General features: G+C 71.3%; 21 protein-coding genes. 12 read left to right on the top strand and 9 right to left on the bottom strand.

All coding sequences use genetic code 11. The features are described from left to right. Positions 1–24: 24 nt before the first annotated feature. The gene (locus OVA17_RS04855) at positions 25–660 is read right to left on the bottom strand and encodes a metal-dependent transcriptional regulator (RefSeq protein ID WP_267788552.1); all 636 of its coding nucleotides are present in this window, start codon (positions 658–660) and stop codon (positions 25–27) included. 9 nt (positions 661–669) lie between these two features. After that, on the bottom strand, positions 670–2,001 hold the full coding sequence (locus tag OVA17_RS04850; RefSeq protein WP_267788551.1) for an Nramp family divalent metal transporter: 1,332 nt from the start codon (positions 1,999–2,001) through the stop codon (positions 670–672). A 223-nt stretch (positions 2,002–2,224) separates the two neighbouring features. Between OVA17_RS04850 and OVA17_RS04845 the strand changes: the two genes are divergently transcribed. Both OVA17_RS04845 and OVA17_RS04840 read left to right on the top strand, forming a co-directional pair. Continuing rightward, positions 2,225–2,932, top strand: coding sequence for a TrmH family RNA methyltransferase (locus OVA17_RS04845; protein WP_420712428.1), 708 nt, complete (start codon positions 2,225–2,227; stop codon positions 2,930–2,932). Between the two features lie 212 nt (positions 2,933–3,144). Further along, a complete protein-coding gene (locus OVA17_RS04840) occupies positions 3,145–4,389 on the top strand; it encodes a monooxygenase (RefSeq protein WP_267788550.1) in 1,245 nt (414 codons plus the stop codon). Positions 4,390–4,459: 70 nt separating this feature from the next. On the opposite strand, the gene OVA17_RS04835 is transcribed toward OVA17_RS04840, so the two are convergent. Further along, on the bottom strand, positions 4,460–5,788 hold the full coding sequence (locus tag OVA17_RS04835) for an MATE family efflux transporter (RefSeq protein WP_267788548.1): 1,329 nt from the start codon (positions 5,786–5,788) through the stop codon (positions 4,460–4,462). 104 nt (positions 5,789–5,892) lie between these two features. Here OVA17_RS04835 and OVA17_RS04830 point away from each other — a divergent pair, with 104 nt between their 5' ends. Further along, positions 5,893–7,872, top strand: coding sequence for a M13 family metallopeptidase (locus OVA17_RS04830; protein WP_267788547.1), 1,980 nt, complete (start codon positions 5,893–5,895; stop codon positions 7,870–7,872). A gap of 48 nt (positions 7,873–7,920) precedes the next feature. Next, complete coding sequence (locus OVA17_RS04825; RefSeq protein WP_267788546.1) at positions 7,921–8,886, top strand: serine hydrolase; 966 nt, start codon at positions 7,921–7,923, stop codon at positions 8,884–8,886. A 6-nt stretch (positions 8,887–8,892) separates the two neighbouring features. Here the strand turns inward: OVA17_RS04825 and OVA17_RS04820 are convergent, their stop codons facing one another. Both OVA17_RS04820 and OVA17_RS04815 read right to left on the bottom strand, forming a co-directional pair. Beyond that, positions 8,893–10,098, bottom strand: a complete 1,206-nt coding sequence (locus tag OVA17_RS04820; protein ID WP_267788542.1) for an MFS transporter — start codon at positions 10,096–10,098, stop codon at positions 8,893–8,895. Beyond that, a complete protein-coding gene (locus OVA17_RS04815; RefSeq protein ID WP_267788540.1) occupies positions 10,095–10,619 on the bottom strand; it encodes an ArsR/SmtB family transcription factor in 525 nt (174 codons plus the stop codon). Before OVA17_RS04815 ends, OVA17_RS04820 begins: the two co-directional genes overlap by 4 nt. 154 nt (positions 10,620–10,773) lie before the next feature. On the opposite strand from OVA17_RS04815, the gene OVA17_RS04810 reads away from it, so the two are divergent. Next, positions 10,774–11,049: a hypothetical protein gene (locus OVA17_RS04810; protein ID WP_267788538.1), complete on the top strand. Its 276-nt coding sequence runs from the start codon at positions 10,774–10,776 to the stop codon at positions 11,047–11,049. Positions 11,050–11,063: 14 nt separating this feature from the next. Next, on the top strand, positions 11,064–11,954 hold the full coding sequence (locus OVA17_RS04805; RefSeq protein WP_267788536.1) for an FHA domain-containing protein: 891 nt from the start codon (positions 11,064–11,066) through the stop codon (positions 11,952–11,954). Between the two features lie 204 nt (positions 11,955–12,158). Here the strand turns inward: OVA17_RS04805 and purU are convergent, their stop codons facing one another. Together purU and OVA17_RS04795 are read right to left on the bottom strand one after the other, a co-directional pair. Further along, positions 12,159–13,040 (bottom strand): formyltetrahydrofolate deformylase, encoded by an 882-nt coding sequence (gene purU / locus OVA17_RS04800; RefSeq protein ID WP_094735542.1) that lies wholly within the window; start codon positions 13,038–13,040, stop codon positions 12,159–12,161. A 128-nt stretch (positions 13,041–13,168) separates the two neighbouring features. Continuing rightward, positions 13,169–14,287: a zinc-binding alcohol dehydrogenase family protein gene (locus OVA17_RS04795; RefSeq protein WP_267788533.1), complete on the bottom strand. Its 1,119-nt coding sequence runs from the start codon at positions 14,285–14,287 to the stop codon at positions 13,169–13,171. Positions 14,288–14,368: 81 nt separating this feature from the next. Here OVA17_RS04795 and OVA17_RS04790 point away from each other — a divergent pair, with 81 nt between their 5' ends. From OVA17_RS04790 to OVA17_RS04780, 3 genes are all read left to right on the top strand, one after another. After that, positions 14,369–14,944 carry a TetR family transcriptional regulator gene (locus OVA17_RS04790; RefSeq protein WP_267788532.1) on the top strand — a complete coding sequence of 192 codons (576 nt, stop codon included), beginning with the start codon at positions 14,369–14,371 and terminating at the stop codon, positions 14,942–14,944. A 191-nt stretch (positions 14,945–15,135) separates the two neighbouring features. Then, entirely contained in the window at positions 15,136–16,458 is a 1,323-nt protein-coding gene (locus tag OVA17_RS04785; protein ID WP_267788531.1) for an MFS transporter, read from the top strand. Between the two features lie 32 nt (positions 16,459–16,490). After that, positions 16,491–17,174 (top strand): GNAT family N-acetyltransferase, encoded by a 684-nt coding sequence (locus OVA17_RS04780; protein ID WP_267788529.1) that lies wholly within the window; start codon positions 16,491–16,493, stop codon positions 17,172–17,174. A gap of 3 nt (positions 17,175–17,177) precedes the next feature. On the opposite strand, the gene OVA17_RS04775 is transcribed toward OVA17_RS04780, so the two are convergent. After that, a complete protein-coding gene (locus tag OVA17_RS04775) occupies positions 17,178–17,387 on the bottom strand; it encodes a multidrug transporter (RefSeq protein ID WP_267788527.1) in 210 nt (69 codons plus the stop codon). A 5-nt stretch (positions 17,388–17,392) separates the two neighbouring features. Next, the gene (locus tag OVA17_RS04770) at positions 17,393–18,205 is read right to left on the bottom strand and encodes an SDR family oxidoreductase (protein ID WP_267788526.1); all 813 of its coding nucleotides are present in this window, start codon (positions 18,203–18,205) and stop codon (positions 17,393–17,395) included. Positions 18,206–18,320: 115 nt separating this feature from the next. On the opposite strand from OVA17_RS04770, the gene menC reads away from it, so the two are divergent. From menC to OVA17_RS04755, 3 genes are read left to right on the top strand one after another with little or no spacing between them, the layout of a single operon-like run. After that, the gene (gene menC / locus OVA17_RS04765) at positions 18,321–19,454 is read left to right on the top strand and encodes an o-succinylbenzoate synthase (protein ID WP_267788525.1); all 1,134 of its coding nucleotides are present in this window, start codon (positions 18,321–18,323) and stop codon (positions 19,452–19,454) included. Next, entirely contained in the window at positions 19,451–20,170 is a 720-nt protein-coding gene (locus OVA17_RS04760; protein WP_267788524.1) for a hypothetical protein, read from the top strand. Before menC ends, OVA17_RS04760 begins: the two co-directional genes overlap by 4 nt. A gap of 58 nt (positions 20,171–20,228) precedes the next feature. After that, on the top strand, positions 20,229–21,617 hold the full coding sequence (locus OVA17_RS04755; RefSeq protein WP_267788523.1) for a glycine--tRNA ligase: 1,389 nt from the start codon (positions 20,229–20,231) through the stop codon (positions 21,615–21,617). The last annotated feature ends 128 nt before the right edge of the window (positions 21,618–21,745 follow it).

The following is a 21,745-nucleotide window of genomic DNA, read 5'->3' as shown; positions in this document are numbered from 1 at the left end:
GCACGCCGGGCGAGCCCCCGACTCTCAGCGCGTGAGCCAGACCGAACTGCCCGCGCCGGCCGGCAGCGTCACTTCGACGCCGTCGGCGCGCACGACGTCGTCGCTGAGCACTTCGAGCTCGTGCCCGACATCGATGCCGTTCTCGACGAGCGCCCGCAACAGTTCGGGGTCGCGGTCGCTCACGCGAAGAACGCGTCCGGCGTGTCCGGCCGACGCCTCGGCGAGGAGCACGAAGGGTTCGCGGTGCACCGAGCCGTCGGCATCCGGGATCGCGTCTCCGTGGGGATCGAAACGCGGGCGGCCGAGTCGCTCGTCGATTCCCTCGAGCAGGCGGTCGCTCAGGGAGTGCTCGAGCACCTCGGCTTCGTCGTGCACCTCGTCCCACGAGTAGTCGAACTCGCGTACGAGCCAGGTCTCGATGAGGCGGTGCCGGCGGATCACGCCCGCAGCCCGGAATCCGCCCGCGGGGGTCAGCGACACCGGTCCGTACGGCCGATGCGTGACCAGACCCTGCGCGGCGAGCTTCTTGACCATCTCGGTCACGCTCGAGGGGGCCAGACCCAGCACGCTCGCGAGCTGCGAGGGCGTGATCGGGCTGTCCTGCCACTCGGTGTGGTGGTAGATCGCCTTGAGATAGTCGTCGGCCACGGGCGATTCCACAGCGTCAGCCTAACCGCCGGTGAAGACCAACCACAGGAGCAGGGCGTTGAGGGCGATGAGGAACACGGATGCCAGCACCCCGGCCGCCGTGGTCGCCGCGCGGTTGCGATAGTCGCCGAGCACATCGCGTCGACGGGTCAGGGCCACGAGCGGGACGAGTGCGAACGGGATGCCGAACGACAGCACGACCTGGCTGAGCACGAGCGCGAGGGTGGGGTCGACGCCGAGGGCGAGGATCACCAGCGCGGGTACGAGAGTGACGAGCCGGCGGGCGAGCAGGGGGATGCGCGCGTGCAGGAGCCCCTGCATGATCTCGGCGCCGGCGTAGGCGCCGACCGAGGTCGAGGCGAGACCGCTGGCGAGCAGGCCCACCGCGAACAGGGTGGCCACGAGCGGGCCCAGTCCCGCGCGCAGAGCCGCGTACGCGCCTTCGAGGCTGTCGGTGCCCTCGACCCCGGCGAGGTTCGCGGCGGCGAGCAGCAGGATCGCGAGGTTGACGGTGCCGGCGACGGCGAGGGCGATCGTGACGTCCCACCGGGTCGCTCGCAGCAGGCGCGGGGTCGAGATGCCTCGGGCTTCGGCGAGGGCATCGGCGCGGGTCTGGGCGGTCGCGTCGGCGAGGGGGTGGGTGCCGTCGCCGCGCGTGGCCGGATCGGCCCCCGCGGGTGCGAAGCGATCGCGGGCGAGGGCGGAGTGCGCGTAGATCGCGTGCGGCATGATCGTCGCGCCCAGGATCGAGGCGGCCAGCAGGACGGAGGTGCTGCCCTCGAACCGCGGAACGAGACCAGCGATGACCCCGGCGGGCTCGGGCGGGGCGAAGAACAGCCCGAAGGTGAAGCCGACGGCGATGATCAGCAGCAGCCCGATGAGCACCGTCTCGAAGGCCCGTGCTCCGCGCCGTGTCTGCACGAGCAGGAGGCACATCGAGATGACCCCCGTGATCGCCCCGCCCCACACCAGGGGGATGCCGAAGAGCATATGCAGAGCGACGGCACCGCCGATGACCTCGGCGACATCGGTGGCCATCGCTACGAGCTCCGCCTGCAGCCAGTACGCACGACGCGCCCAGGGTCGGCGGATGCGGTGCCCGAGCGCCTGCGGGAGGCTCTCGCCCGTGACGATGCCGAGCTTCGCGGAGAGGTACTGGATCAACCAGGCCATGACATTGCCGAGCACCACGACCCAGACGAGCAGGTAGCCGAAAGTCGCGCCCGCGGTCATGTTGCTCGCGACGTTGCCCGGATCGAGGTAGGCGACGCCGGCGACCATGGCCGGTCCGAGCAGCCAGAGTGCGCGCCCGGATGTGTGGCGGCGATCCACGGCATCCATATTTTTCGGCATCCCGAAACCGTAGCAATATTTCGGGCGACCGAAAAGTGGCGACGACGGGTGCGGCGATCACCCGTCGGGCGCGAGGCGGTCCCGGACGCGGCCGGTACGACGCGCGGCCTCGCGCCCGTGCCCTCGACCCGCGGCGGACGAGAGTGCGTCGCGGTGGGCGGCGTGTCCGCGGGGGAGGGCGCCCATCACGGGGCGGCGCGCAGCGCGCGGGTAGCCTGAGGACGTGACGCATGCCGACGAGACCGCGCCGGCGCCGACCGACGCCGCCGAGCCCCGATCCGCGCATGCCGACGATCCGGCGCCGCGGCCGGACGACGTGGCTGCGGCACCCGCGCACGGCGTCGGTCCCTGGCCCGGCGGCCCGGACGCCTGGCCCGACGACCCGCGTTACGACCGCGAGCTGCTCGAGAACGGCGACACGCGCAACGTCGTCGATGTCTACCGCTACTGGAGCATGGACGCGATCGTGGCCGACCTCGACGTCAAGCGGCATCCGTTCCACGTCGCGATCGAGAACTGGCAGCACGACCTCAACATCGGCTCCATCGTGCGCAGTGCGAACGCGTTCCTCGCGGCCGAGGTGCACATCGTGGGCAAGCGCCGCTGGAACCGTCGCGGCGCCATGGTCACCGATCGCTACCAGCACGTCCGTCACCACGAAGACGTCGCCGCCTTCACCGCCTGGGCGCGCGAGGTGGGACTCCCGGTGATCGCCGTCGACAACGTCGAGGGGTCGGTGCCGGTCGACCGGGCCGAGTTCCCGGAAGCGTGCGTGCTGCTGTTCGGCCAGGAGGGGCCCGGGCTGTCGCCCGAGGCGATCGAGGCGGCCACCGGCGTGGTCGAGATCACCCAGTACGGTTCCACGCGCTCGATCAACGCCGCGTCGGCCGCCGCCGTGATCATGTACGAGTGGTGCCGTCGCTGGGCGTGAGCTGCGCCTTCGTGACGCCACCGTGTGAAACGCGGGGTCTTTGTCGGTAACGCGCTGCCGCTCGGCGGCGAGACGGTTGTTTACTGACGGCACCCGGTTGCAAGACCCGCGGGGAGGAGGAAGCGCCCCGCCGCGAGTCGCGCAGCCTGCCCTTCGCCGGTGGCAGCCGGTGAAGGACGCGACACCGAATCACACTCCTGGAAGGAATGACCATGACGACCACGGATTCAGCGACGACGGACCTGGCGGACCGCTGGCGGGACGCACCCGCTCCACACGATAGCGCCGGCTGGATCGCGCGCGCCCGCGAGGTGGCCGACATCCTCGCCGTCGACGCGGTCGAGCGCGATCGGGCGAATCAACCCCCGTTCACCGAGGTCGCGCTCCTCAAGGCATCGGGCCTGGTCACGCTGCTCGGCCCCCGCGCGCACGGCGGCGCCGGCGAGACGTGGGAAACGGCGTACAAGGTCATCCGCGCGGTGGCCCGCGGCGACGGCTCGATCGGCCAGCTGCTCGGCTACCACTACCTGTGGGCGTGGGCGGCTCGGCTCGTGGCGACCGACGCCCAGATCGCCGGGGTCGAGGCGCTGTACACCTCGAACGCCTTTCTCTTCGGTGGGGCGGTCAACCCGCGCGACTCCGACCTCGTCATCCGCGAAGACGGCGACGATCTGATCTTCTCGGGGCACAAGTCGTTCTCGACCGGCGGCCGTGTCTCCGACCTGACGGTGCTCGAGGGCGTGCTCGAAGGCACAGACACCCATATCTTCGCCATCGTCCCCACCGCGCAGGAGGGCATCGTCTTCGCCGGCGACTGGGACAACCTCGGCCAGCGCCTCACCGAGTCGGGATCGGTCGAGATCCGCGACGTCCGGGTGCCGTGGGCGGATGCCGCGGGCTTCGTCGACAAGCAGTTCCAGCCGCTCGTCTACAACACCCTCAATGTGCCGGCCATCCAGCTCGTCTTCGCGAACTTCTACCTCGGCATCGCACAGGGAGCCCTCGAGACCGCCGCGGCGTACACGCGCGACCGCACCCGGCCGTGGCCGTACGGCGGAGACGACAAGCAGCGCGCGACCGACGAGTGGTACCTGCTCGAGGGGTACGGGACGCTGCAGTCGAAGCTGTGGGCAGACGAAGCGCTGCTCGACGCGGTGGGCGCCGAGATCAGCGCCGTCCTGCACGCTCCGCGCGAGGAGCTGACCGAGCACCGTCGCGGAGAGATCGCGGTGCGCATCGCCGCCGGAAAGCTGCGGATCGTCGATGACGGTCTCGAAGTGGCCTCGAAGGTCTACGAGCTCACCGGGGCTCGCGCGACGTCGAACGCCGTCGGCCTCGACATCTTCTGGCGCAACCTCCGTACGCACAGCCTGCACGACCCCATCGCCTACAAGAAGCGCGAGGTCGGCGAGTACGTGCTGCTCTATCAGGTGCCGGTCCCCACCTGGTACACGTGATTTCCGGGGGCGGGGCGCCCACGGGCGTCCCGCCCCGCGCTTCGTCGAGACCGGTGCCGACCACAGGACGTCAGGCGCCCGCCGTCATCCAGCGCCGCCCGCGCACCCGCAGCCCGAGGGTGAGCGCCCGCGCCACCATGTAGACGCCGAAGAACGCCGCCGCCAGCCACGCCAGGCCGACGGCCCCACCGCCGGCGAACAGCGCCACCAGCACGAGCGCCGGCGCGTAGGGCACGAGGTTCAACAGCCCCGCCAGAGCGAGGTAGCGTGCATCGCCGGCCCCGATCAGCACGCCGTCGAGCACGAAGACGAACCCGGCCAGGGGCTGTGCGACGGCGAGCACCAGCAGCGCCGGTTGGATGAGCGCGGCGATCTCGGCATCGCCCGTGAAGATCAGGCCGATGACGCCCGAGGCGGCGGCGAGCACCGCCCCCACCGCGACGCCGAACCAGATGCCCCAGGCGCTCGTGCGCGAGAGCACCCGGCCGACCGCGTCGGTGTCGCCGGCGCCCAGGGAGCTGCCGATCAGCGCTTGGGCCGCGATCGCGAGGGCGTCGAGGGCGAACGCCGCCGTCGAGAAGATGGTGAAGGCGATCTGCCATCCGGCGAGCTCGGCCGAGCCGAGCCCCGTCGCCACGGCGACCGTGGCCAGGAACGCCGCGCGAAGGCTGACCGTGCGCAGGAAGAGCCACCCGCCCGAGCGGACGGTGCTGCCGAGGCTCTCGCGCTGGAACCCGAGGGATGCCGTGTGCACCTGCGCCAGCCGCCGCGCGACGAGCACGTAGGCGCCGACCATTCCCCACTGCGCCACGACCGTGCCGATCGCCGAACCCGCGATGCCCCATCCGAAGCCGTAGATGAACAGCGCGTTGAGCAGCGCGTTGGCGCCGAAGCCGAGGCCGGCGATCCAGAGCGGAGTGACCGTGTTCTGCATGCCGCGCAACAGGCCGGTGGCGGCGAACACCACGAGCATGGCGGGCAGACCCCACATCGAGATCGCGAGATAGGTGCGCGCGTTCTCGGCGACATCGGGCGCGGCGCCGAAGAGGTCGACGATCCCGGGGGTCGCGAGAGAGCCGGCTGCGGCCAGGAGGGCACCCAGGCAGAGCGCGAGCCACATGCCGTCGATCCCGACGCGCACGGCCCGGCCGTACTCGCCCGCACCGTAGCGCCGCGCAACCGCGGGCGTCGTCGAGTACGCCAGGAACACCATGAGCCCGACGATCGTCTGCAGCACGGCCCCGGCGATCCCGAGGCCCGCGAGGGGAGCGACACCGAGGTGGCCCACCATCGCGGCGTCGACGATGAGGAACAGCGGTTCCGCGACGAGCGCGCCCAGGGCCGGCAGAGCGAGCCGCAGGATCGAGCGGTTCAGCGTCGCGGGCTGCGGGGTCGTCACGGTCCGAGCCTAGGGCGGGCCTCCGACACCGCCGCGGCGGCGCACCTGCGAGGGGCTCGGGCCGTTTCGAGCCCGCATGCATATCGGACACATATCCTGTCTCCATGACCGACACCCCCCGCTCCGGTCTCGCGCTCGACGAGCTCAGCGACGAGATCCGCCCTCAGGACGACCTGTTCCGCCACGTGAACGGCAGCTGGCTCGAGCGCACCGAGATCCCCGACGACAAGGCCCGTTGGGGCTCGTTCCACCTCATCGCCGAGCAGGCCGAGGCGGACGTGCGCACCATCGTCCAGGAGTCGCAGGATGCCGAGCCGGGCAGCGAAGCCCGCAAGATCGGCGACCTGTTCGCCAGCTTCATGGACACCGACCGCATCGAGGCCGCCGGTCGCGAGCCGCTCGCCGCGCAGCTCGACCGTGTCGACGGCGTCGCCGACATCCCCTCCCTGCTCCGGCTCATCGGCGAGCTCGAGCGCGATGGGATCAGCGGCCTGCTGACGCTCTTCGTCGAGCCCGATCCGGGCGACCCGACCCGCTACGTGCCCGTCGTCTACCAGGGCGGCATCTCGCTGCCCGACGAGAGCTACTACCGTCTTGACAACTTCGAAGAGACGCGGACCGCCTACCGTGCGCACATCGAGCGGATCCTGGAGCTCGCCGGAGTCGCCGAGGCCGCGGCATCCGCCGATCGCACTTTCGCCCTCGAGACCGACATCGCCGCGCACCACTGGTCGCGCGAAGACAGCCGCGACTCGGTGAAGACCTACAACCTGAAGACGTGGGACGACACCCTCGCCCTCGCGGGGATCGACCTCGAGCCGTGGCGCGCGGGGGTCGCCCCGGGGCACGACGAGGCGCTCGCCGAGGTCGTCGTCTATCAGCCGAGCTTCATCGAGTCGCTCGGCGCCCTGCTTGTGGAGGAGCGCCTCGACGACTGGAAGGCCTGGCTGCGATTCAAGGTCGTGCACGCGGCCGCCGCCTTCCTCTCCGAGGCCTTCGTCGCCGAGAACTTCGCGTTCTACGGCACGCAGCTCACCGGCGTCCCCGTCAACCGCGAGCGCTGGAAGCGCGGCGTCAGCCTCGTCGAAGCGGCGCTGGGCGAGGCGATCGGAAAGGTCTACGTCGAGCGCCACTTCCAGCCCGCGGCGAAGGACGCGATGGACGGACTCGTCGCCAACCTCATCGAGGCGTACCGCCGCTCGATCCAGAGCCTGTCGTGGATGACGGACGAGACGCGCGAGCGCGCCCTCGCCAAGCTCGATACCTTCGTGCCGAAGATCGGTTACCCGGTCCGCTGGAAGGACTACTCCGAGCTCGAGATCACCGCCGACGACCTCGTGGGCAACGTCCGCCGGGCGCACGTGTGGGAGCACGACCGTCAGCTCGCCAAGGTCGGCCAGCCGATCGACCGTGACGAGTGGTACATGACCCCGCAGACGGTCAACGCGTACTACAACCCGCTCATGAACGAGATCGTGTTCCCCGCGGCCATCCTGCAATACCCCTTCTTCGACGCCGACCGTGACGCCGCGGCCAACTACGGCGGGATCGGCGCGGTCATCGGACACGAGATCGGGCACGGCTTCGACGATCAGGGCAGCCGTTTCGACGCCGACGGGTCGCTTCGCGACTGGTGGACGGATGCCGATCGCTCGGCGTTCGAGGAGCGCACCAAGGCCCTGATCGCCCAGTACGAAGCGCTCGTCCCCCAGGGGCTGAGCGAGGAGCACCACGTCAACGGCGCCCTCACTATCGGCGAGAACATCGGCGATCTCGGAGGGCTCGGCATCGCGATCGCCGCGTACCGCCTGTTCCTCGAGAGCCAGGGCGAGACCGATCTGAACGGACCGGTCGTGGACGGGTACACCGGAATCCAGCGGTTGCTGCTCAGCTGGGCGCAGATCTGGCAGCAGAAGGGTCGGGATGCCGAGACCATCCGCCTGCTCACGATCGACCCGCACTCGCCGAACGAGTTCCGTTGCAACCAGATCGTGCGTAACATCGACGCGTTCTACGACGCGTTCGAGGTGACCGAGGGCGATGCCCTCTGGCTCGACGCCGACCAGCGCGTCACCATTTGGTGAGGTCCTGTTTGTTGCTCTTCTGACGCGGAAGGAGCCACGCTCGTGGGCATGCCCCCGGTTCCCGAGTCCGCCCCGCCCGACCCCGTCGGCGGGCCGGTGGAGTCGTCTCGTCGCGACGCCCCGGCCCTCCGCGGAGCCGGACGCAAGGGACCGAAACGTCTGCCGCGTCGCGCCGCCGCGGGGCGTCGGTCGTTTACGGCGACCCTCCGCTCCCTCGACGAGCTCGCCTCGTCGGGCGCCAAGGTGTCGGTGCGCATCGACGACCTCGACGGGGGCTCGACGGAGGTGCTGGCGGGCGACGACTTCGTCACTCTTCCCGTCGGCGGCCTCGGTGTCGTTCCGTTGCTCATCGAGGCCGCGGCGTCGTTCGAGTCTGGCCGTCTCGACCCGCTCGAGATCATCGATCGGGCGACCGTCCACGGCGCGGCTCATGGCGGGGTCTGGCAGCACCTGAAGGCCCCGGCACTGCCCCTCGCCGACGTGGCGGTGCTCGCGGCTTCCTCCGGCGACGCCCTCGCCGTCAATGCCCTGCTGCACCGGGTGGGCCTGCAATCGGTGCGGGCGCGCGTCGAGCAGCTGGGGCTTCGCCGCACGGCCCTGCTCGACCGTTTCCGCGACGACCGCGGCCCCGACGACGCCCCCCACCTGGCACTGTCGACGGCTCGCGAGATGGCGCAGGTGTTCGCGGGGCTCGTGAACTCCACGATCGTCTCGCCGCAGGTCAGCGCGCAGGTCGCGGAGTGGCTGAGTCTGAACCACGACCTGTCGCTCGTGGCATCCGCCACCGGCCTCGATCCTTTCGCGCACGAGAACGACCAGCACGGGCTGCTGTTCATCAACAAGACCGGGCGTGCCCCGGGTGTCCGCGCCGAGGCGGGGGTGCTCGGCGGACCCCGCGCCGGAATCTCGTACGCGCTGATCGTGAACTTCGACGACCTCTCGATCGCCCACCGCCTGCGTGCGCACGACGCCTTCCGCGTGCTCGGCGTCGAACTGATGGAGTACGTGTACTGAGGGTGATCAGGCGGTTCGCACGCGCCACACGCTGCGCGAGCAGGCCGCGAACACCGTCGCCAGCACGATGATCGCCGCGCACCCGAGAAGCACGGGGGTCGCTCCGAGCTCGTGCGCCAGGGGCCCGACCAGGATCTCCCCGAGCGGGACCGCCACGAACGATCCGACCATGTCGTACGAGTACACGCGCGACAGCGCCTCGCGCGGAACCTGCGTCTGCAGCGACTGATCCCATGCGATCGCGAACAGCTCGATCGCGGCCCCTCCGACGGCGAACGCGCCCACGAGGAGCGCGAGCGTCGGTTGCACCGCGAGGACCGCGACCGGAAGGGCGACCAATGCCATGCCCGCGACGCCGAGACCGAGGGCGTGGCGCGGGCGCCATCGCAGGGCGATCACGGCGCCCACCGCGAGACCGGCGGTCTGCGCGGCGACGACGAGTCCCCATCCGCCGCGACCGAAGGTCTCGTCGGCCACGAGAGGGCCGAGCACGGTGGTGGCCCCGACGAACGCGGCGTTGAGCACGGCGAACTGCAGCACGACGATCCAGATCCACCGGCGGCTCGCGAACTCGCGCCACCCCCCGCGCAGGTCGGCCCAGACCGATGCCGCCGCGCCGGGGTCGACGGCATCCGTTCTCGCGGGAAGGCGCAGGCGGGTGAAGAACACCGCCGCGACGGCGAAAGCCGCAGCGTCCATCGCCAGGCCCCACCCGGGGCCGACCGCGGCGACCACCACCGCACCGACGGAGGCGCCGACGATGCCGCCGCCGTTCAGACCGAGACGCAGCAGAGCGTTCGCCGGCCGCAGCAGGGCGACCGGAACGGTGTCGGGGACGAGGGCGGCCGCCGCCGGAAGGCTCACCGCCGCGACGGCGCCGTTCACGACGCTGAGCAGGATGAGGATCGGGATGCCGGCGGTTCCGGTGAGCACGAGCACGGCGATCGTGCCCTGGGTGGCGGCGGCCGCCAGAGAGGATCCCACCAGTACCGCCCCGCGGGGGAGGCGGTCGGCGAGCACGCCGCCGAAGAGCAGCATCGCGACGTTCGCGACCGAGCGGGCGGCCACGACGAGACCCAGGTCGGCGGCCGACCCGGTCAGATCGAGCACGGCGAAGGCGAGGGCGATGGGTGCGACGGCGTTGCCGATGATCGCCGTGGTGCGTGCGGCGAGCAGCCAGCGGAACGGCGCGTGGGCGAGGGGACCGGTCATCGGGGGTGCCGGAGCGGGAAGAGGGCGGTCGTCATCGACACCGGTCGCGTCCCGACGGTCCGCGGAGGTCGGGCCGCGGCATGCAGGAGAGCCGATGCCTCGCCGACGTGCCGGACGATGCGGGCCCAGACCTGCGGGTCGACCCAGAGCTCGGCATCCGCGGTCAGAGCCGGCCCATCGCTCCGGGCGCGTGCGCGGCGCCGGAGCTCGTCGATCAGCGCTTCGACGTACTCCTCTTCGCTCTCGGGCGAGCGCTCGCCGGTGTGAGCGTCGGGATCGTATCGTCGGGACGAGCTCTCGTGGCGGTATCGCCGTGCCTCTCCGCCGCGCAGCCGCACCACCTCGACGACGCGGATCAGACCCGCCCGCTCGAGTACGCGCAGGTGGTAACTGGCCGACGCCTGCGAGACGCCGAGTTCGCGCCCGGCCTCGGCGGCGCTCATCGCCGCGCCGGTGAGCAGCGACAGCAGGCGCAGGCGCAGGGGGTGCGCGGTCGCGCGCAGCTCGTCGATCCGGGACATCCCGCCATCGTGGCGCGTCCGACCGCGACCGTCAAACGTCTCTTTGGGGGTCGGGCAGATGGTCCCGCACCACGCGCCCGAGCGCAATCCCCGCTGTCGCGCCCCGACCCGCTGGGACGCTGGTGGCCTCGAAGCGAAAGAAGGGACCGAAGCCATGTCGGACACCACCCCCGCGAGCGATCCGTTCGCCAGTTCCACCGGGCCCGAGGCGCACTCCATCACCGACTGGACCGACCTCGGCCGCGAGATGTGGTCGTACCTGACCGGTCGCGGCGCCGCCGTGAACTACTCGTTCGTCGACATGACCGTCGAGGTGCCGCGCGACATCGGCCCCGACGCTCCCCGTGCGACCTGGAAGCTCAACGGCACCCTCCGCGTCACCACGAGCGACGACACCGCGGCCGGGTCCGACCCGTACCGCGGCAACTGAGGGGCGGCGCCGTCATGGTGCGCCTCGACATCGACCTCGCCTTCTCGGAGCACGAGGGACAGGATGCCGACACCCCGCCGTTCGAGGGTACGATCACGGCCGCGGGCACCGAGGTGCGCATCGTCGTGAGCGACCCCTCGCGGCTGCCCGGCAACGGCCGACGCACACTCGCCGAGCTGTCCACGGTGGCCGACGCCCTGGCATCCCGAGGCATCTCCGTGAGGCTCGAGGGCCCGGACGGGCCGATCCTGCACCTCGGGGACGTGAAGAAGAGTGCTCTTCAGCGGGCGATCACCGGGTCGCGCCACATCCGGCTGGGGTCGGTGGGGGCGGTCGCGCCGCTGCTCACCCGCCGCAACAAAGGGCGGGCGTTGACGTTCCCGATCCCGCCCGGGACGCCGCTGCCGCTGGTGCCGACGGTCAATCGCACGGTGCGACGGCGCATCACGACGACGCACTACACGCCCGGATCCGGCCGCCCGCGCCTGATCTTCGCGGTGGGCGACGCGACGTGGGACGGCTCGCGCCCGCGCGAGTTCGACCTGCTGCCGACCACGACGGTCATCGGGTCGGGCGAGGGCGCAGACCTGCGCCTGCCGGGGCTCGCGCCGGTACACGCCGAGATCCGGCACGAGGGCGACGACGAGTACGTGCTCTACGGCTTCGACGCGGTCGGGGGCGGCGGGGCGCGAGAACAGGGCCCGGGGCGTTCCGGCGGCGGTCGCATCCTGCGCACGGGCGCGCGCATCGAGCTGGGTGACTGGCGACTGGCGTACTTCCGCGCCGAGTTCGCCGACCACGGCCGACCGTACGGGGGCCGCCAGGGCGGCGAGCTCTCGGATCAGCGCAAGCAGCCGCCGCGCGGCGGCTCGGGTCCACTCAGTCGGGCGACCGATCCGGAGTAGCGCTCACGCGCCGGTCGTCCCGCGGGCCCCTTCGGCGTCGAGACGGCATTTCGCTGACGAAACCGTTGCAGCGTGCAACCGAGATGTCAGCGAGATGCCGTCTCGCGGTGGTCAGGGGCTTCTCGCGTCGGCGGAGGGGCACACGCCCGGCCGTGCTCACGGGAGCCGCACGGCGCGTGGCCGCCAGGGCGCGGCATCCGGGGTCTAGAAGACGATCGTGTGGTTGCCGTGGCGGATGATGCGGTCCTCGGCGTGCCAGAGCACGGCCCGAGAGAGCACCTGGCGCTCGACGTCGGCGCCGCGACGCGCGAGCTCGGCGGACGAGTCGGCGTGCGTCACGCGGACGGTGTCCTGCTCGATGATCGGGCCCTCGTCGAGATCGCTCGTGACGTAGTGCGAGGTCGCGCCGATGAGCTTGACGCCGCGCTCCTTCGCCTTCTTGTAAGGCTCCGCGCCGATGAAGGCCGGCAGGAACGAGTGGTGGATGTTGATGACCGGCACGCCGATCTTGTCGAGGAAGTCCGGCGAGAGGATCTGCATGTAGCGCGCCAGCACGACGAAGTCGACGTTGCCCACGAGCAGCTCGAGGATGCGGGCCTCGGACTCCGACTTGTCGGGACCGGGCGTCGAGGGCACGTGGAAGAAGGGCACACCGAACGAGCGCACGTCCTCGGCGGCCGTGGTGTGGTTCGACACGACCATGGGGATGCTCACCGGCAGGTCGCCGCGGCGGTGGCGCCAGAGCAGGTCGAGAAGGCAGTGGTCCTGCTTCGACGCGAGGATCGCCATGCGCTTCGGCGTCGACAGGTCGGTGAGCGTCCATTCGAGCTCGAAGCCCTCGCCGAGGGTCTTCGCGAGATCGGCCTCGATGTCGGGCAGAGCCACCGACAGGTTCGGGCGGTGGAACACGACCCGCTGGAAGTACGCGCCTCCGCGAGGGTCGTCGGAGTACTGGTCGAAGGCGACGATGTTGCCGCCCTGACGGGCGATAAGCGCCGACACCGCGGCGATGATGCCGGGGGTGTCGCTGCCGTGGACGATGAGGCACGCGTGATCGGGCTGCAGGTGGGGGCTCGCGGAGACCATCGGACCATTCTGCCGTGCGCGGGTGGCGTCTCCGACCACGGGTGCGGAGCGGTCTGCCCGCGCTCGGAGGGCCGAGGCCGCCCGTCCCGCTCGGGCGACGGTGAGACCGAGGTGCCCGCCCCGCGGACTCAGAGACGCACGACCACCTTCTGCGCCGAGACGCCCGCGCGCTGCCGATCGAGAGCGTCCTGCAGCGCGCCGAGGCCCTCCCCGACGACGAGCGGCGCCGGCGCCGGGCGCAGGGCCCCCTCGGCCAGCATCCGCGGCACCACCTCGCCCCAGAGGCGCGGACCCATGGCGTCGTCGCGCAGGCTGCTGCCCCAGACGAAACCCGCGCGGATGCCGAGGCGCCGGGCGCGCAGGTTCGAACGCACCGTCCCGAGCCCGATGCGAGCGAACACCGGCAGCATGGCCGGGAACAGGCGGCGGCTCCCGACGAGGGAGTCGAGCGAGATCGGCGTGCTGGCCATGGCCAGCCGCTTCCCACCCGTCCGCGACAGCACCTCGAGGCACGCGTCGGTCGAACCCGCGCCGAGAGCGACGGCGCCGACGACGGAGCGTCCGGCCACGGCCGCGACGAGGTCGTCCACCGCCGAGGGGGAGCGATGATCGACGACGTCCCCCGCGCCGAGCGAGCGCACGGTCTCGGCGTTCTTCCCGGATGCCGTGGTCACCACGTCGTAGCCGGCTGCGCGCGCCAGTTGGATGGCGTTCATGCCCACGCTGGTGGATCCGCCCCAGATCGCCACGACGCCGTTCTCGGCAGCGGACGCCGGGTCACCCGGCATCCGGAGTCCGAGATGCTGCGGCTGGAACAGGGCGCAAGCGGCCGTGGAGAGGCCGAGCGGGAAGACGGCGGCCTCCTCGTCGGAGAGATTCTCGGGGGTCGGGGCCGTGAGGCGCTCGAGCAGGGTCGTGTAGTCCTGGAAGGCCCCCTCGCGGAGCGGGTCCCTCCCGCGGTCGGTGCCGGTCGCGAGTCCGAAGACGCGCTGTCCGACGTGGAATCGCGTCACGTCCGCGCCGACCGCGACGACCTCGCCCGCCACGTCGGAGCCCAGGACGGCGGGGGTGCGCAGCCACCGATAGGTGACGCGACCGGTGCCCTGGATGACCCAGTCGACGGGGTTGATCGCCACCGCGCTCACGCGCACGAGCACCTCGTCGGCGGCCGGCATCGGGGTCTCGAGGGTGGCGGGGCTGAGCGCGGTGCGAGGGGCGGGGAGTGTCGCTGCGGCGTGGACGGGCATGGGGGCACCTTTCGTGCGATGACACGGAGTGTCTTCACTATAGACGTGATGACACCAGGTGTCGTCACGTAGGATCGCGGCATGGCCAGATGGGCACCCGATACACGAGAGCGTCTGCGCGCGGCGGCCATGCAGCTCTTCGCGGAACGCGGCTTCGAGGCGACGACGGTGCCCGACATCGTCGAGCGAGCGGGGGTGACGCGCCGGACGTTCTTCCGTCACTTCGGCGACAAGCGCGAGGTGTTCTTCGGAGATGACGAGATCCCCCGGCTCGCCGCCGAGATGCTCGCGGCCGCTCCCGCCGAGACGCCGCCCTTCGCGATCGCCTGGGCCGGATTCCAGACCCTCGCCGCCGAACGGTTCGAGCCCCGCCGCGACGAGATCGTGGCCGCGCGGCGGCTCATCGAGGCCGAGCCCTCCCTTCGCGAGCGCGATCTGCAGAAGCAGGCCGATCTGCGCGCCGCCGTGGCCGAGGGCTATCGCGCACGGGGCGTCGATGCGCTGCGAGCGCGCGTGCTCGCGGGCGTCGCGGTCGAGCTGCTGCAGACGGCTCTGGAGCAGTGGGCGGACGACGAGGCGCGCACGCCCCTGGTGCAGCACCTCGAACGAGTGCGCGACGAGATGGCGGACGTTCTCGACGCCGGTCCGTCTGCGTAGACGACCCGCGGAGGATCCGGCCTGCGCCGGGGCGCGATTCGTGCACTGGTGCGGTCAGTGCGCGCCCCAGTGCACCGATCGCGCCCCGGTGCGGAGAGTGCTCACCCCGCAACACGGGCCGGCGCACCGGTCGCGCGCCGAGCAGGACCGCCCCGCCGCCGATGTCGGTGGGCGGCGATAGCCTGGAACGCGTGATCAGCTCCCTCCGCCTCGACCGGCCGGGGTGGCGCACCTGGACGCTGTGGGGCGTGGGCGTGCTCGCCTACGTCGTGTCGATCATCAACCGCACCTCGCTCTCAGCCGTCGGGGTCGACGCGGCCGTGCGCTTCGGGGCGGATGCCTCGGCGTTGTCGATGTTCGCCGTCATCCAACTGTTCGTCTACGGGGCGATGCAGATCCCCGTCGGGCTCCTCCTCGACCGCTTCGGCGCGCGTCCGATGATCGCGATCGGCATGGTCCTGATGGCCGCGGGCCAGCTCGTCATGGCGTCGGCGGATGCCGTGGGGATCGGCATCCTGGCCCGTGTCCTGATCGGCGCGGGAGACGCGGCGATCTTCCCGAGCGTGCTGCGCGTGATCGCGACGTGGTTCCCCGCCCAGCGGGCGCCCGTGCTCGTGCAGCTGACCGGCATCATCGGTCAGCTCGGCCAGATCGTCGCCGTCGTCCCGCTGGCGGCCCTGCTGCACGCCACGAGCTGGAGCGTGGCCTTCGGCAGTGTCGCGGGTCTCGGTCTGTTGTTCGCGGTGCTGACCTTCCTGATCATCCGCAACCGTCCGCCCGAGCGCCGATCCGACCCGGTCGACACGTCCGTCGACACGCAGACGGGTGCGATCCGCGTCGTGCGGTCGGCGCCCGACCTGCGGCAGGGCTTCCGCGAGTCGTGGGCGCACCCCGGCACGCGCCTCGGCTTCTGGTCCCACTTCGCCACGCCCTTCGCGGGGACGGCGTTCATGCTGCTCTGGGGATTCCCGTTCCTCACGGCGGGCGAGGGCCTGGCGCCGGCCACCGCGTCGCTCGTGATGACCTCGCTCGTGCTGTTCAGCATCCTGAGCGGTCCCGTGATCGGGGCGCTGTCGAGTCGGCATCCCACCCGTCGCTCTCGCTGGCTCGTGCTGCCCACGGTCGTGTTCCAGGCGGTCGTGTGGATCGTGGTGATCGTCTGGCCGGGGCCGGCGCCCGTGTGGCTGCTCATCGTGCTGATGTTCGCGCTGTCGACCGGGGGACCGGCTTCGATGATCGCCTTCGACCACGCACGGACCTTCACGCCCAGTCACCGCCTCAGCACCGCGACCGGAATCGTCAACGGCGGCGGGTTCTTGGCGGCACTCCTGGCGATCCTCTTCATCGGTATCGCGATGGACGTGCAGGGGGCGGGCAGCCCCGAGACCTACTCGCTCGACGCGTTCCGCCTGGCCTTCCTCACGCAGGTGCCGCTGTGGCTCGTGGGGGGGATCGCGATCGTCATCGAGCGTGGGCGCACCATCCGTCACGTCGGCGGCGTGCTGCCGCGGTGAGCGGGACGGGCCGCGATGCGAGGATCGACAGCATGAGCGCGATCGACATCCGCCCCCTCGACACCGTCGACGGCATCCACGAGGCCGCGCGCGTGCTGGATCGCGTGTGGGGCGAGGACGGGACCATGCCCGCCAACATCCTGCGGGCGCTGGAGCACGCCGGCAACTACGTCGTGGGACTCTTCGACGGCGACGAGATGATCGGCGCGTCAGCGGCCTTCTTCGGTCCACCCGCCGAGCGGTCGATGCACTCGCACATCACCGGGATCGTCCCGGGGTATCAGGGCCGCGGCCTGGGCCGGCAGCTGAAGAACCACCAGCGCGAGTGGGCGCTCGAGCGCGGCGTCGGCCGCATCACGTGGACCTTCGACCCGCTCGTCGGCCGCAACGCCCACTTCAACCTCGCCGTCCTCGGCGCGCGCGTGACCGACTACCTCGTCAACCAGTACGGCGAGATGGCCGACGCCGTCAACCGCGGCGACGAGTCCGACCGGCTCCTCGCCGTCTGGGCCCTCGCAGAGCCGCCCGCGCCCACCCCGACGGATGCCGAGATCGAGGCCGTCGTGCCCGTGCCCGACGACATCGAGGGTCTGCGCGCCCGCGACCTGCGGGCAGCCGCCGAATGGCGTCGGCGTGTGCGCGACGAGGTGCGTGGGCACCTGGCATCCGGTCGCCGGATCGGCGGCTTCGACCGCCGGGGCTACCTCATCGTCTGAGGTTCAGGCGTCCGAGACCGGCTCGTCCCTCTCGGCCGCCGGGTCGCCCTGTCCCGGACCCGGGCGGACGGCCGCGTCGTCGCGCACGTCGATGCGCGTGACGCCGTCGTGCTCGCTGACGTCGAAGCGCGGGGCCGCGTCTTCCTCCGTCGCCTTCGGCGCGCTCGTTAGCTGGTCGTGACGGTTCTCTTCGAAGCTCTTCTCGTCGCTCATCGTTCTCACTCCTCGCCGGCCGAACGCCAGGCGTCCGACTCCATGTGCGATCCCGCCTGCGGGCCCATGTGCAGCATCCCGCCGTCGACGACCCAGCTCGCGCCGGTGACGTAAGCGCTCGCCGGCGACGCCAGGAAGCGGATCACGTCGGCGACCTCGTCGGGCTTGCCCGGGCGGCCGAGCGGGATGCCGGGGCGGTGGGTGCGATCGGCATCTTCGGCGGACATGTCGTTGATGGGGGTGGCGATCTCGCCGGGAGCGACCGCGTTGGCCGTGATGCCGTACTGACCGAGTTCGAGCGCCATGGTCTTGATGAGGCCGCCGACGCCGTGCTTGGCCGCGACGTAGGGGGCCGAGCCGACGCGGGGCTGGTGCTCGTGCACGCTCGAGACGACGATGAGTCGGCCGCCGCGACCCGCCTTGACCATGCGCTTCGCCGCGGTGTGAAGGGCCAGGAAGGCACCGTCGAGGTTGAGCGAGATGTCCGTGCGCCAGGTGTCGAAGTCGAGGTCGAGGAAGCTGCCGCCGATGCCGCCGCCGGCGTTGTTGACGAACACGTCGAGGCCGCCGAGCTCGTCGGCCATGGCGTTCACGGCATCCGGGACCGCGTCGAAGTCGGTCGCGTCGAACTGCGCGACGGTCGCCCGCACTCCGCGCTCGCGGACGGCGGCGGCCGTCTCTTCGGCACCGTCCTTGTCGGAGTGGTAGGTGACCGCGACGTTCATCCCGGCGTCGGCCAGGGCGAGCGCGGTGGCCGCGCCGATGCCCGAGTCGGAGCCGGTGACGATCGCGTGGCGGGGGGTGAAGTCGTCGCTCATGCGGCCGACGCTACGCGCGGGGGCAGGCCGACCGGCCGCCCTTGCCACGGCCGGGTGCGGACGTTATGGCCCGCACGCCCGCGAACCGTCGGCGAGGGCCCGCTAGCCTGCCCCCATGCCCCTCACGTGCCCCGCCTCCCTCGTGACCCTGGATGCCGTGGAGCTGCGCGTGCTGCACATGCCCCTCGTCTCGCCGTTCACCACCTCGTTCGGCACCGAGACGGTGCGCGAGGTCATCGTCGTCACGGCCGAGACGGCCGAGGGCCGCGGCTGGGGCGAGGTCGTCACGCAGCAGGCGCCGCTGTACTCGAACGAGTACACCCAGGGCGCATGGGACGTGCTCACCCGGTATCTGGTCCCGGCTCTGCTCGAGCGCCGCACGTTCGCGCCCGACGAGGTCGCCGGCATCCTGCGTCCCTTCGTGGGGCACCGCATGGCCAAGGCGGGGCTCGAGCTCGCGATCATCGACGCCGCCCTGCGTGCCGAGGGCCGCAGCTTCGCCTCGTCGATCGGCGCCGAGCGCGACCGCGTGCCCTCGGGCGTCTCGGTCGGCATCCAGAGCGCCCCGACAGCCCTGGTCGACACCGTCGGCGGGTACCTCGACGAGGGGTACGTGCGGATCAAGATCAAGATCAAGCCCGGCCGCGACGTCGACGACACGGCCGCCGTGCGCGAGGCCTTCGGGGCGATCCCGCTGCAGGTCGACGCGAATTCGGCCTACACGCTCCAGGATGCCGACACCCTCGCCGAACTCGACCGTTTCGGGCTCCTGCTGATCGAGCAGCCCCTGCAAGAGGACGACCTGGTCGATCACGCGACCCTCGCCCGGAGGCTGACGACCCCGGTCTGCCTGGACGAGTCCATCGTCTCGGACAAGGCGGCGGCGGACGCGCTCGCGCTCGGGTCGGCGGCGATCCTCAACATCAAGGCCGGACGGGTCGGCGGCTACGTCGAGGCCGTCGCGATCCACGATCGTGCGCGGGCGGCGGGGATCCCGGTCTGGTGCGGAGGCATGCTCGAGACGGGGATCGGCCGTGCCGCCAACGCCGCGCTGGCCGCGCTCCCGGGCTTCACGCTCCCGGGGGACATCTCGGCATCCGCCCGCTTCTACGCGCACGACATCGTCACCGAACCCGCCGTGCTGGAGGACGGGCACGTGCGGGTCCCGACCGGTCCGGGCCTGGGCGTCGAGATCGACGCGGCGGCGCTGGAGCGGTTCACCGTGCGACGCGAGAGGGTCGTGCGGTGAGGCGGCGCGGCGGTGAGAGCAGCGGCCGCGAGGGGCTCAGCGAGACCTCGGGCGAAGACGTCCCGTGGGGTCGTCCCGCGGTTGACGGCATCCCCCTTCCTCCGTTCCGGAATGCCGCCGCGCACAGGTCGTACCTGCTGTCGTTGCAGACGTTCATCGCCCTCCTCGACGAGGGAGAGCCGGCGCCCGCGACCATCGCGCTGCTCGCCGCCCTCGCCGCCGAGATCCCCCGGGACGACGCCGGGGTGTCCACGCAGTTGTCTCCGCTCGCTCTCGCCGTGAGCCTGTCGACGTTCTTCCCCGCGCCGTGGACGCCGAAGGCCCTCGCCGCCGCCCTCGCCGTGCGCGGCCCGTTCGCTCCGAGAGGGGGGTGGGGAAGCTGGGCGTGGGGCGGCGATCCCGACTATCGGGCGACCATCCACCGCGGTGGATGGTTGATCGAGCGGCACGAGCGCGGCTCCCGCACCCGAGCGACTCTGGCGCACGAGGGCGATCTGGTGCTGCTGTGGATGGACATGTTCCGCAACCGCTTCCCCTACCCGATCGCGCACATGCTGTCGACGCTGGCGGAGAGCCCCGCGGCCCTGGCCGCCGCAGCGCGCGCCACCCGCGGCGCCCATGCGGCGAACACCGCGATGCCGTACCTGCAGAACTGGCGGGCGGAGCGCGATCGGGCGCTGACCGGCGGGCCGGAAGAACACGGGCCGCTTCGATAAACTGGATGCCGCGCACTCGCGCTCGATCCCCACAACTTTCCCGACCATTGGAGCCACCGTGGCCGAACAGTCCCGCCTCGACAAGGTCATCGCCCTCGCCCGCCATCGCGGGTTCGTCTTCCAGGCCGGTGAGATCTACGGCGGTTCGCGGTCCGCGTGGGACTACGGTCCCCTCGGCACGGAGCTGAAGGAGAACATCCGTCGGCAGTGGTGGCAGACCTTCGTCCGCGGTCGTGGCGACATGGTGGGCCTGGACTCGAGCATCATCCTGCCCAAGCGCGTGTGGGAGGCCTCAGGGCACGTCGCCACGTTCACCGACCCGCTGGTCGAGTGCCTGCAGTGCCACAAACGCTTCCGCGCCGACACGATCATCGAGGACTTCGAGGCGCGTAAGAACCGCAAGGCCGAGAACGGTCTCGCCGACGTCCCGTGCCCCAACTGCGGCACCAAGGGCCAGTACACCGAGCCGAAGTCGTTCTCGGGCCTGGTCAAGACCTACCTCGGCGTCGTCGACGACGAGTCGGGCCTGTACTTCCTGCGCCCCGAGACGGCGCAGGGCATCTTCGTGAACTTCTCGAACGTGCTCACGGCATCCCGTCGCAAGCCCCCGTTCGGCGTCGGCCAGGTCGGCAAGGCGTTCCGCAACGAGATCACGCCCGGAAACTTCATCTTCCGCACGCGCGAGTTCGAGCAGATGGAGATCGAGTACTTCACCCCGCCGGCCGAGGCGAACGAGTGGTTCGAGCACTGGGTCGAGGCCTGCTGGAACTGGTTCATCGAGCTCGGCATCGACCCCGAGAACATGAAGCGCTTCGACGTCCCCGAGGACGACCGCGCGCACTACTCCGCCGGCACGATCGACGTCGAGTACCGCTTCGGCTTCCCGGGCAAGGAGTGGGGCGAGCTCATGGGAGTCGCCAACCGCACCGACTACGACCTCAAGAGCCACTCCGAGGCCTCGGGCCAGTCGCTCACCTTCTTCGACCAGGCCTCGGGCGAGAAGTACACGCCCTACGTGATCGAGCCCTCGTTCGGTCTGACGCGCGCGATGATGGCCTTCCTCGTCGACGCCTACCGCGAAGAAGAGGTGCCCAACGCCAAGGGCGGCACCGACACCCGCACGGTGCTCAAGCTCGACCCGCGTCTCGCGCCCGTCAAGGTCGCCGTCCTGCCGCTCTCGCGCAACGAGCGCCTGTCGCCGTTGGCCCGCGAGGTCGCCGACACGCTCCGCGCGGCCGGCTGGAACATCGACTTCGACGACGCCGGCGCCATCGGCCGCCGCTACCGCCGCCAGGACGAGATCGGCACGCCGTTCTGCGTCACGGTCGACTTCGACTCGCTCGACGACAACGCCGTGACCGTGCGCGACCGCGACACGATGGGCCAGGAGCGCATCGGCCTCGACGCGCTGCAGGGCTACCTGGCCGAGCGCCTGCGCGGAGCCTGACCCGCGAGAACGAGAGACCGGATGCCGTGGCCCGAGGCCGTGGCATCCGGTCTCTCGTCGTTTCGGGGAGTCGTGACAGCGCCGTGACAGCGCTCCCGCCGCCGTGACAGCGGTGCGGCAGAGCCTCC

Source organism: Microbacterium sp. SL75 (genome assembly GCF_026625865.1).
Classification (GTDB): domain Bacteria; phylum Actinomycetota; class Actinomycetes; order Actinomycetales; family Microbacteriaceae; genus Microbacterium.
This window is presented reverse-complemented; position numbering and strand designations above follow the sequence as displayed.

Excerpts from the sequence above, each read along its gene's own strand:
- OVA17_RS04850 (WP_267788551.1), bottom strand. The coding sequence starts at position 2,001 with ATGCCGAAAAATATGGATGCCGTGGATCGCCGCCACACATCCGGGCGC.
- OVA17_RS04840 (WP_267788550.1), top strand. The coding sequence starts at position 3,145 with ATGACGACCACGGATTCAGCGACGACGGACCTGGCGGACCGCTGGCGG.
- OVA17_RS04830 (WP_267788547.1), top strand. The coding sequence starts at position 5,893 with ATGACCGACACCCCCCGCTCCGGTCTCGCGCTCGACGAGCTCAGCGAC.
- OVA17_RS04825 (WP_267788546.1), top strand. The coding sequence starts at position 7,921 with ATGCCCCCGGTTCCCGAGTCCGCCCCGCCCGACCCCGTCGGCGGGCCG.
- OVA17_RS04820 (WP_267788542.1), bottom strand. The coding sequence starts at position 10,098 with ATGACCGGTCCCCTCGCCCACGCGCCGTTCCGCTGGCTGCTCGCCGCA.
- OVA17_RS04815 (WP_267788540.1), bottom strand. The coding sequence starts at position 10,619 with ATGTCCCGGATCGACGAGCTGCGCGCGACCGCGCACCCCCTGCGCCTG.
- OVA17_RS04810 (WP_267788538.1), top strand. The coding sequence starts at position 10,774 with ATGTCGGACACCACCCCCGCGAGCGATCCGTTCGCCAGTTCCACCGGG.
- OVA17_RS04805 (WP_267788536.1), top strand. The coding sequence starts at position 11,064 with ATGGTGCGCCTCGACATCGACCTCGCCTTCTCGGAGCACGAGGGACAG.
- purU (WP_094735542.1), bottom strand. The coding sequence starts at position 13,040 with ATGGTCTCCGCGAGCCCCCACCTGCAGCCCGATCACGCGTGCCTCATC.
- OVA17_RS04795 (WP_267788533.1), bottom strand. The coding sequence starts at position 14,287 with ATGCCCGTCCACGCCGCAGCGACACTCCCCGCCCCTCGCACCGCGCTC.
- OVA17_RS04790 (WP_267788532.1), top strand. The coding sequence starts at position 14,369 with ATGGCCAGATGGGCACCCGATACACGAGAGCGTCTGCGCGCGGCGGCC.
- OVA17_RS04780 (WP_267788529.1), top strand. The coding sequence starts at position 16,491 with ATGAGCGCGATCGACATCCGCCCCCTCGACACCGTCGACGGCATCCAC.
- OVA17_RS04775 (WP_267788527.1), bottom strand. The coding sequence starts at position 17,387 with ATGAGCGACGAGAAGAGCTTCGAAGAGAACCGTCACGACCAGCTAACG.
- OVA17_RS04770 (WP_267788526.1), bottom strand. The coding sequence starts at position 18,205 with ATGAGCGACGACTTCACCCCCCGCCACGCGATCGTCACCGGCTCCGAC.
- menC (WP_267788525.1), top strand. The coding sequence starts at position 18,321 with ATGCCCCTCACGTGCCCCGCCTCCCTCGTGACCCTGGATGCCGTGGAG.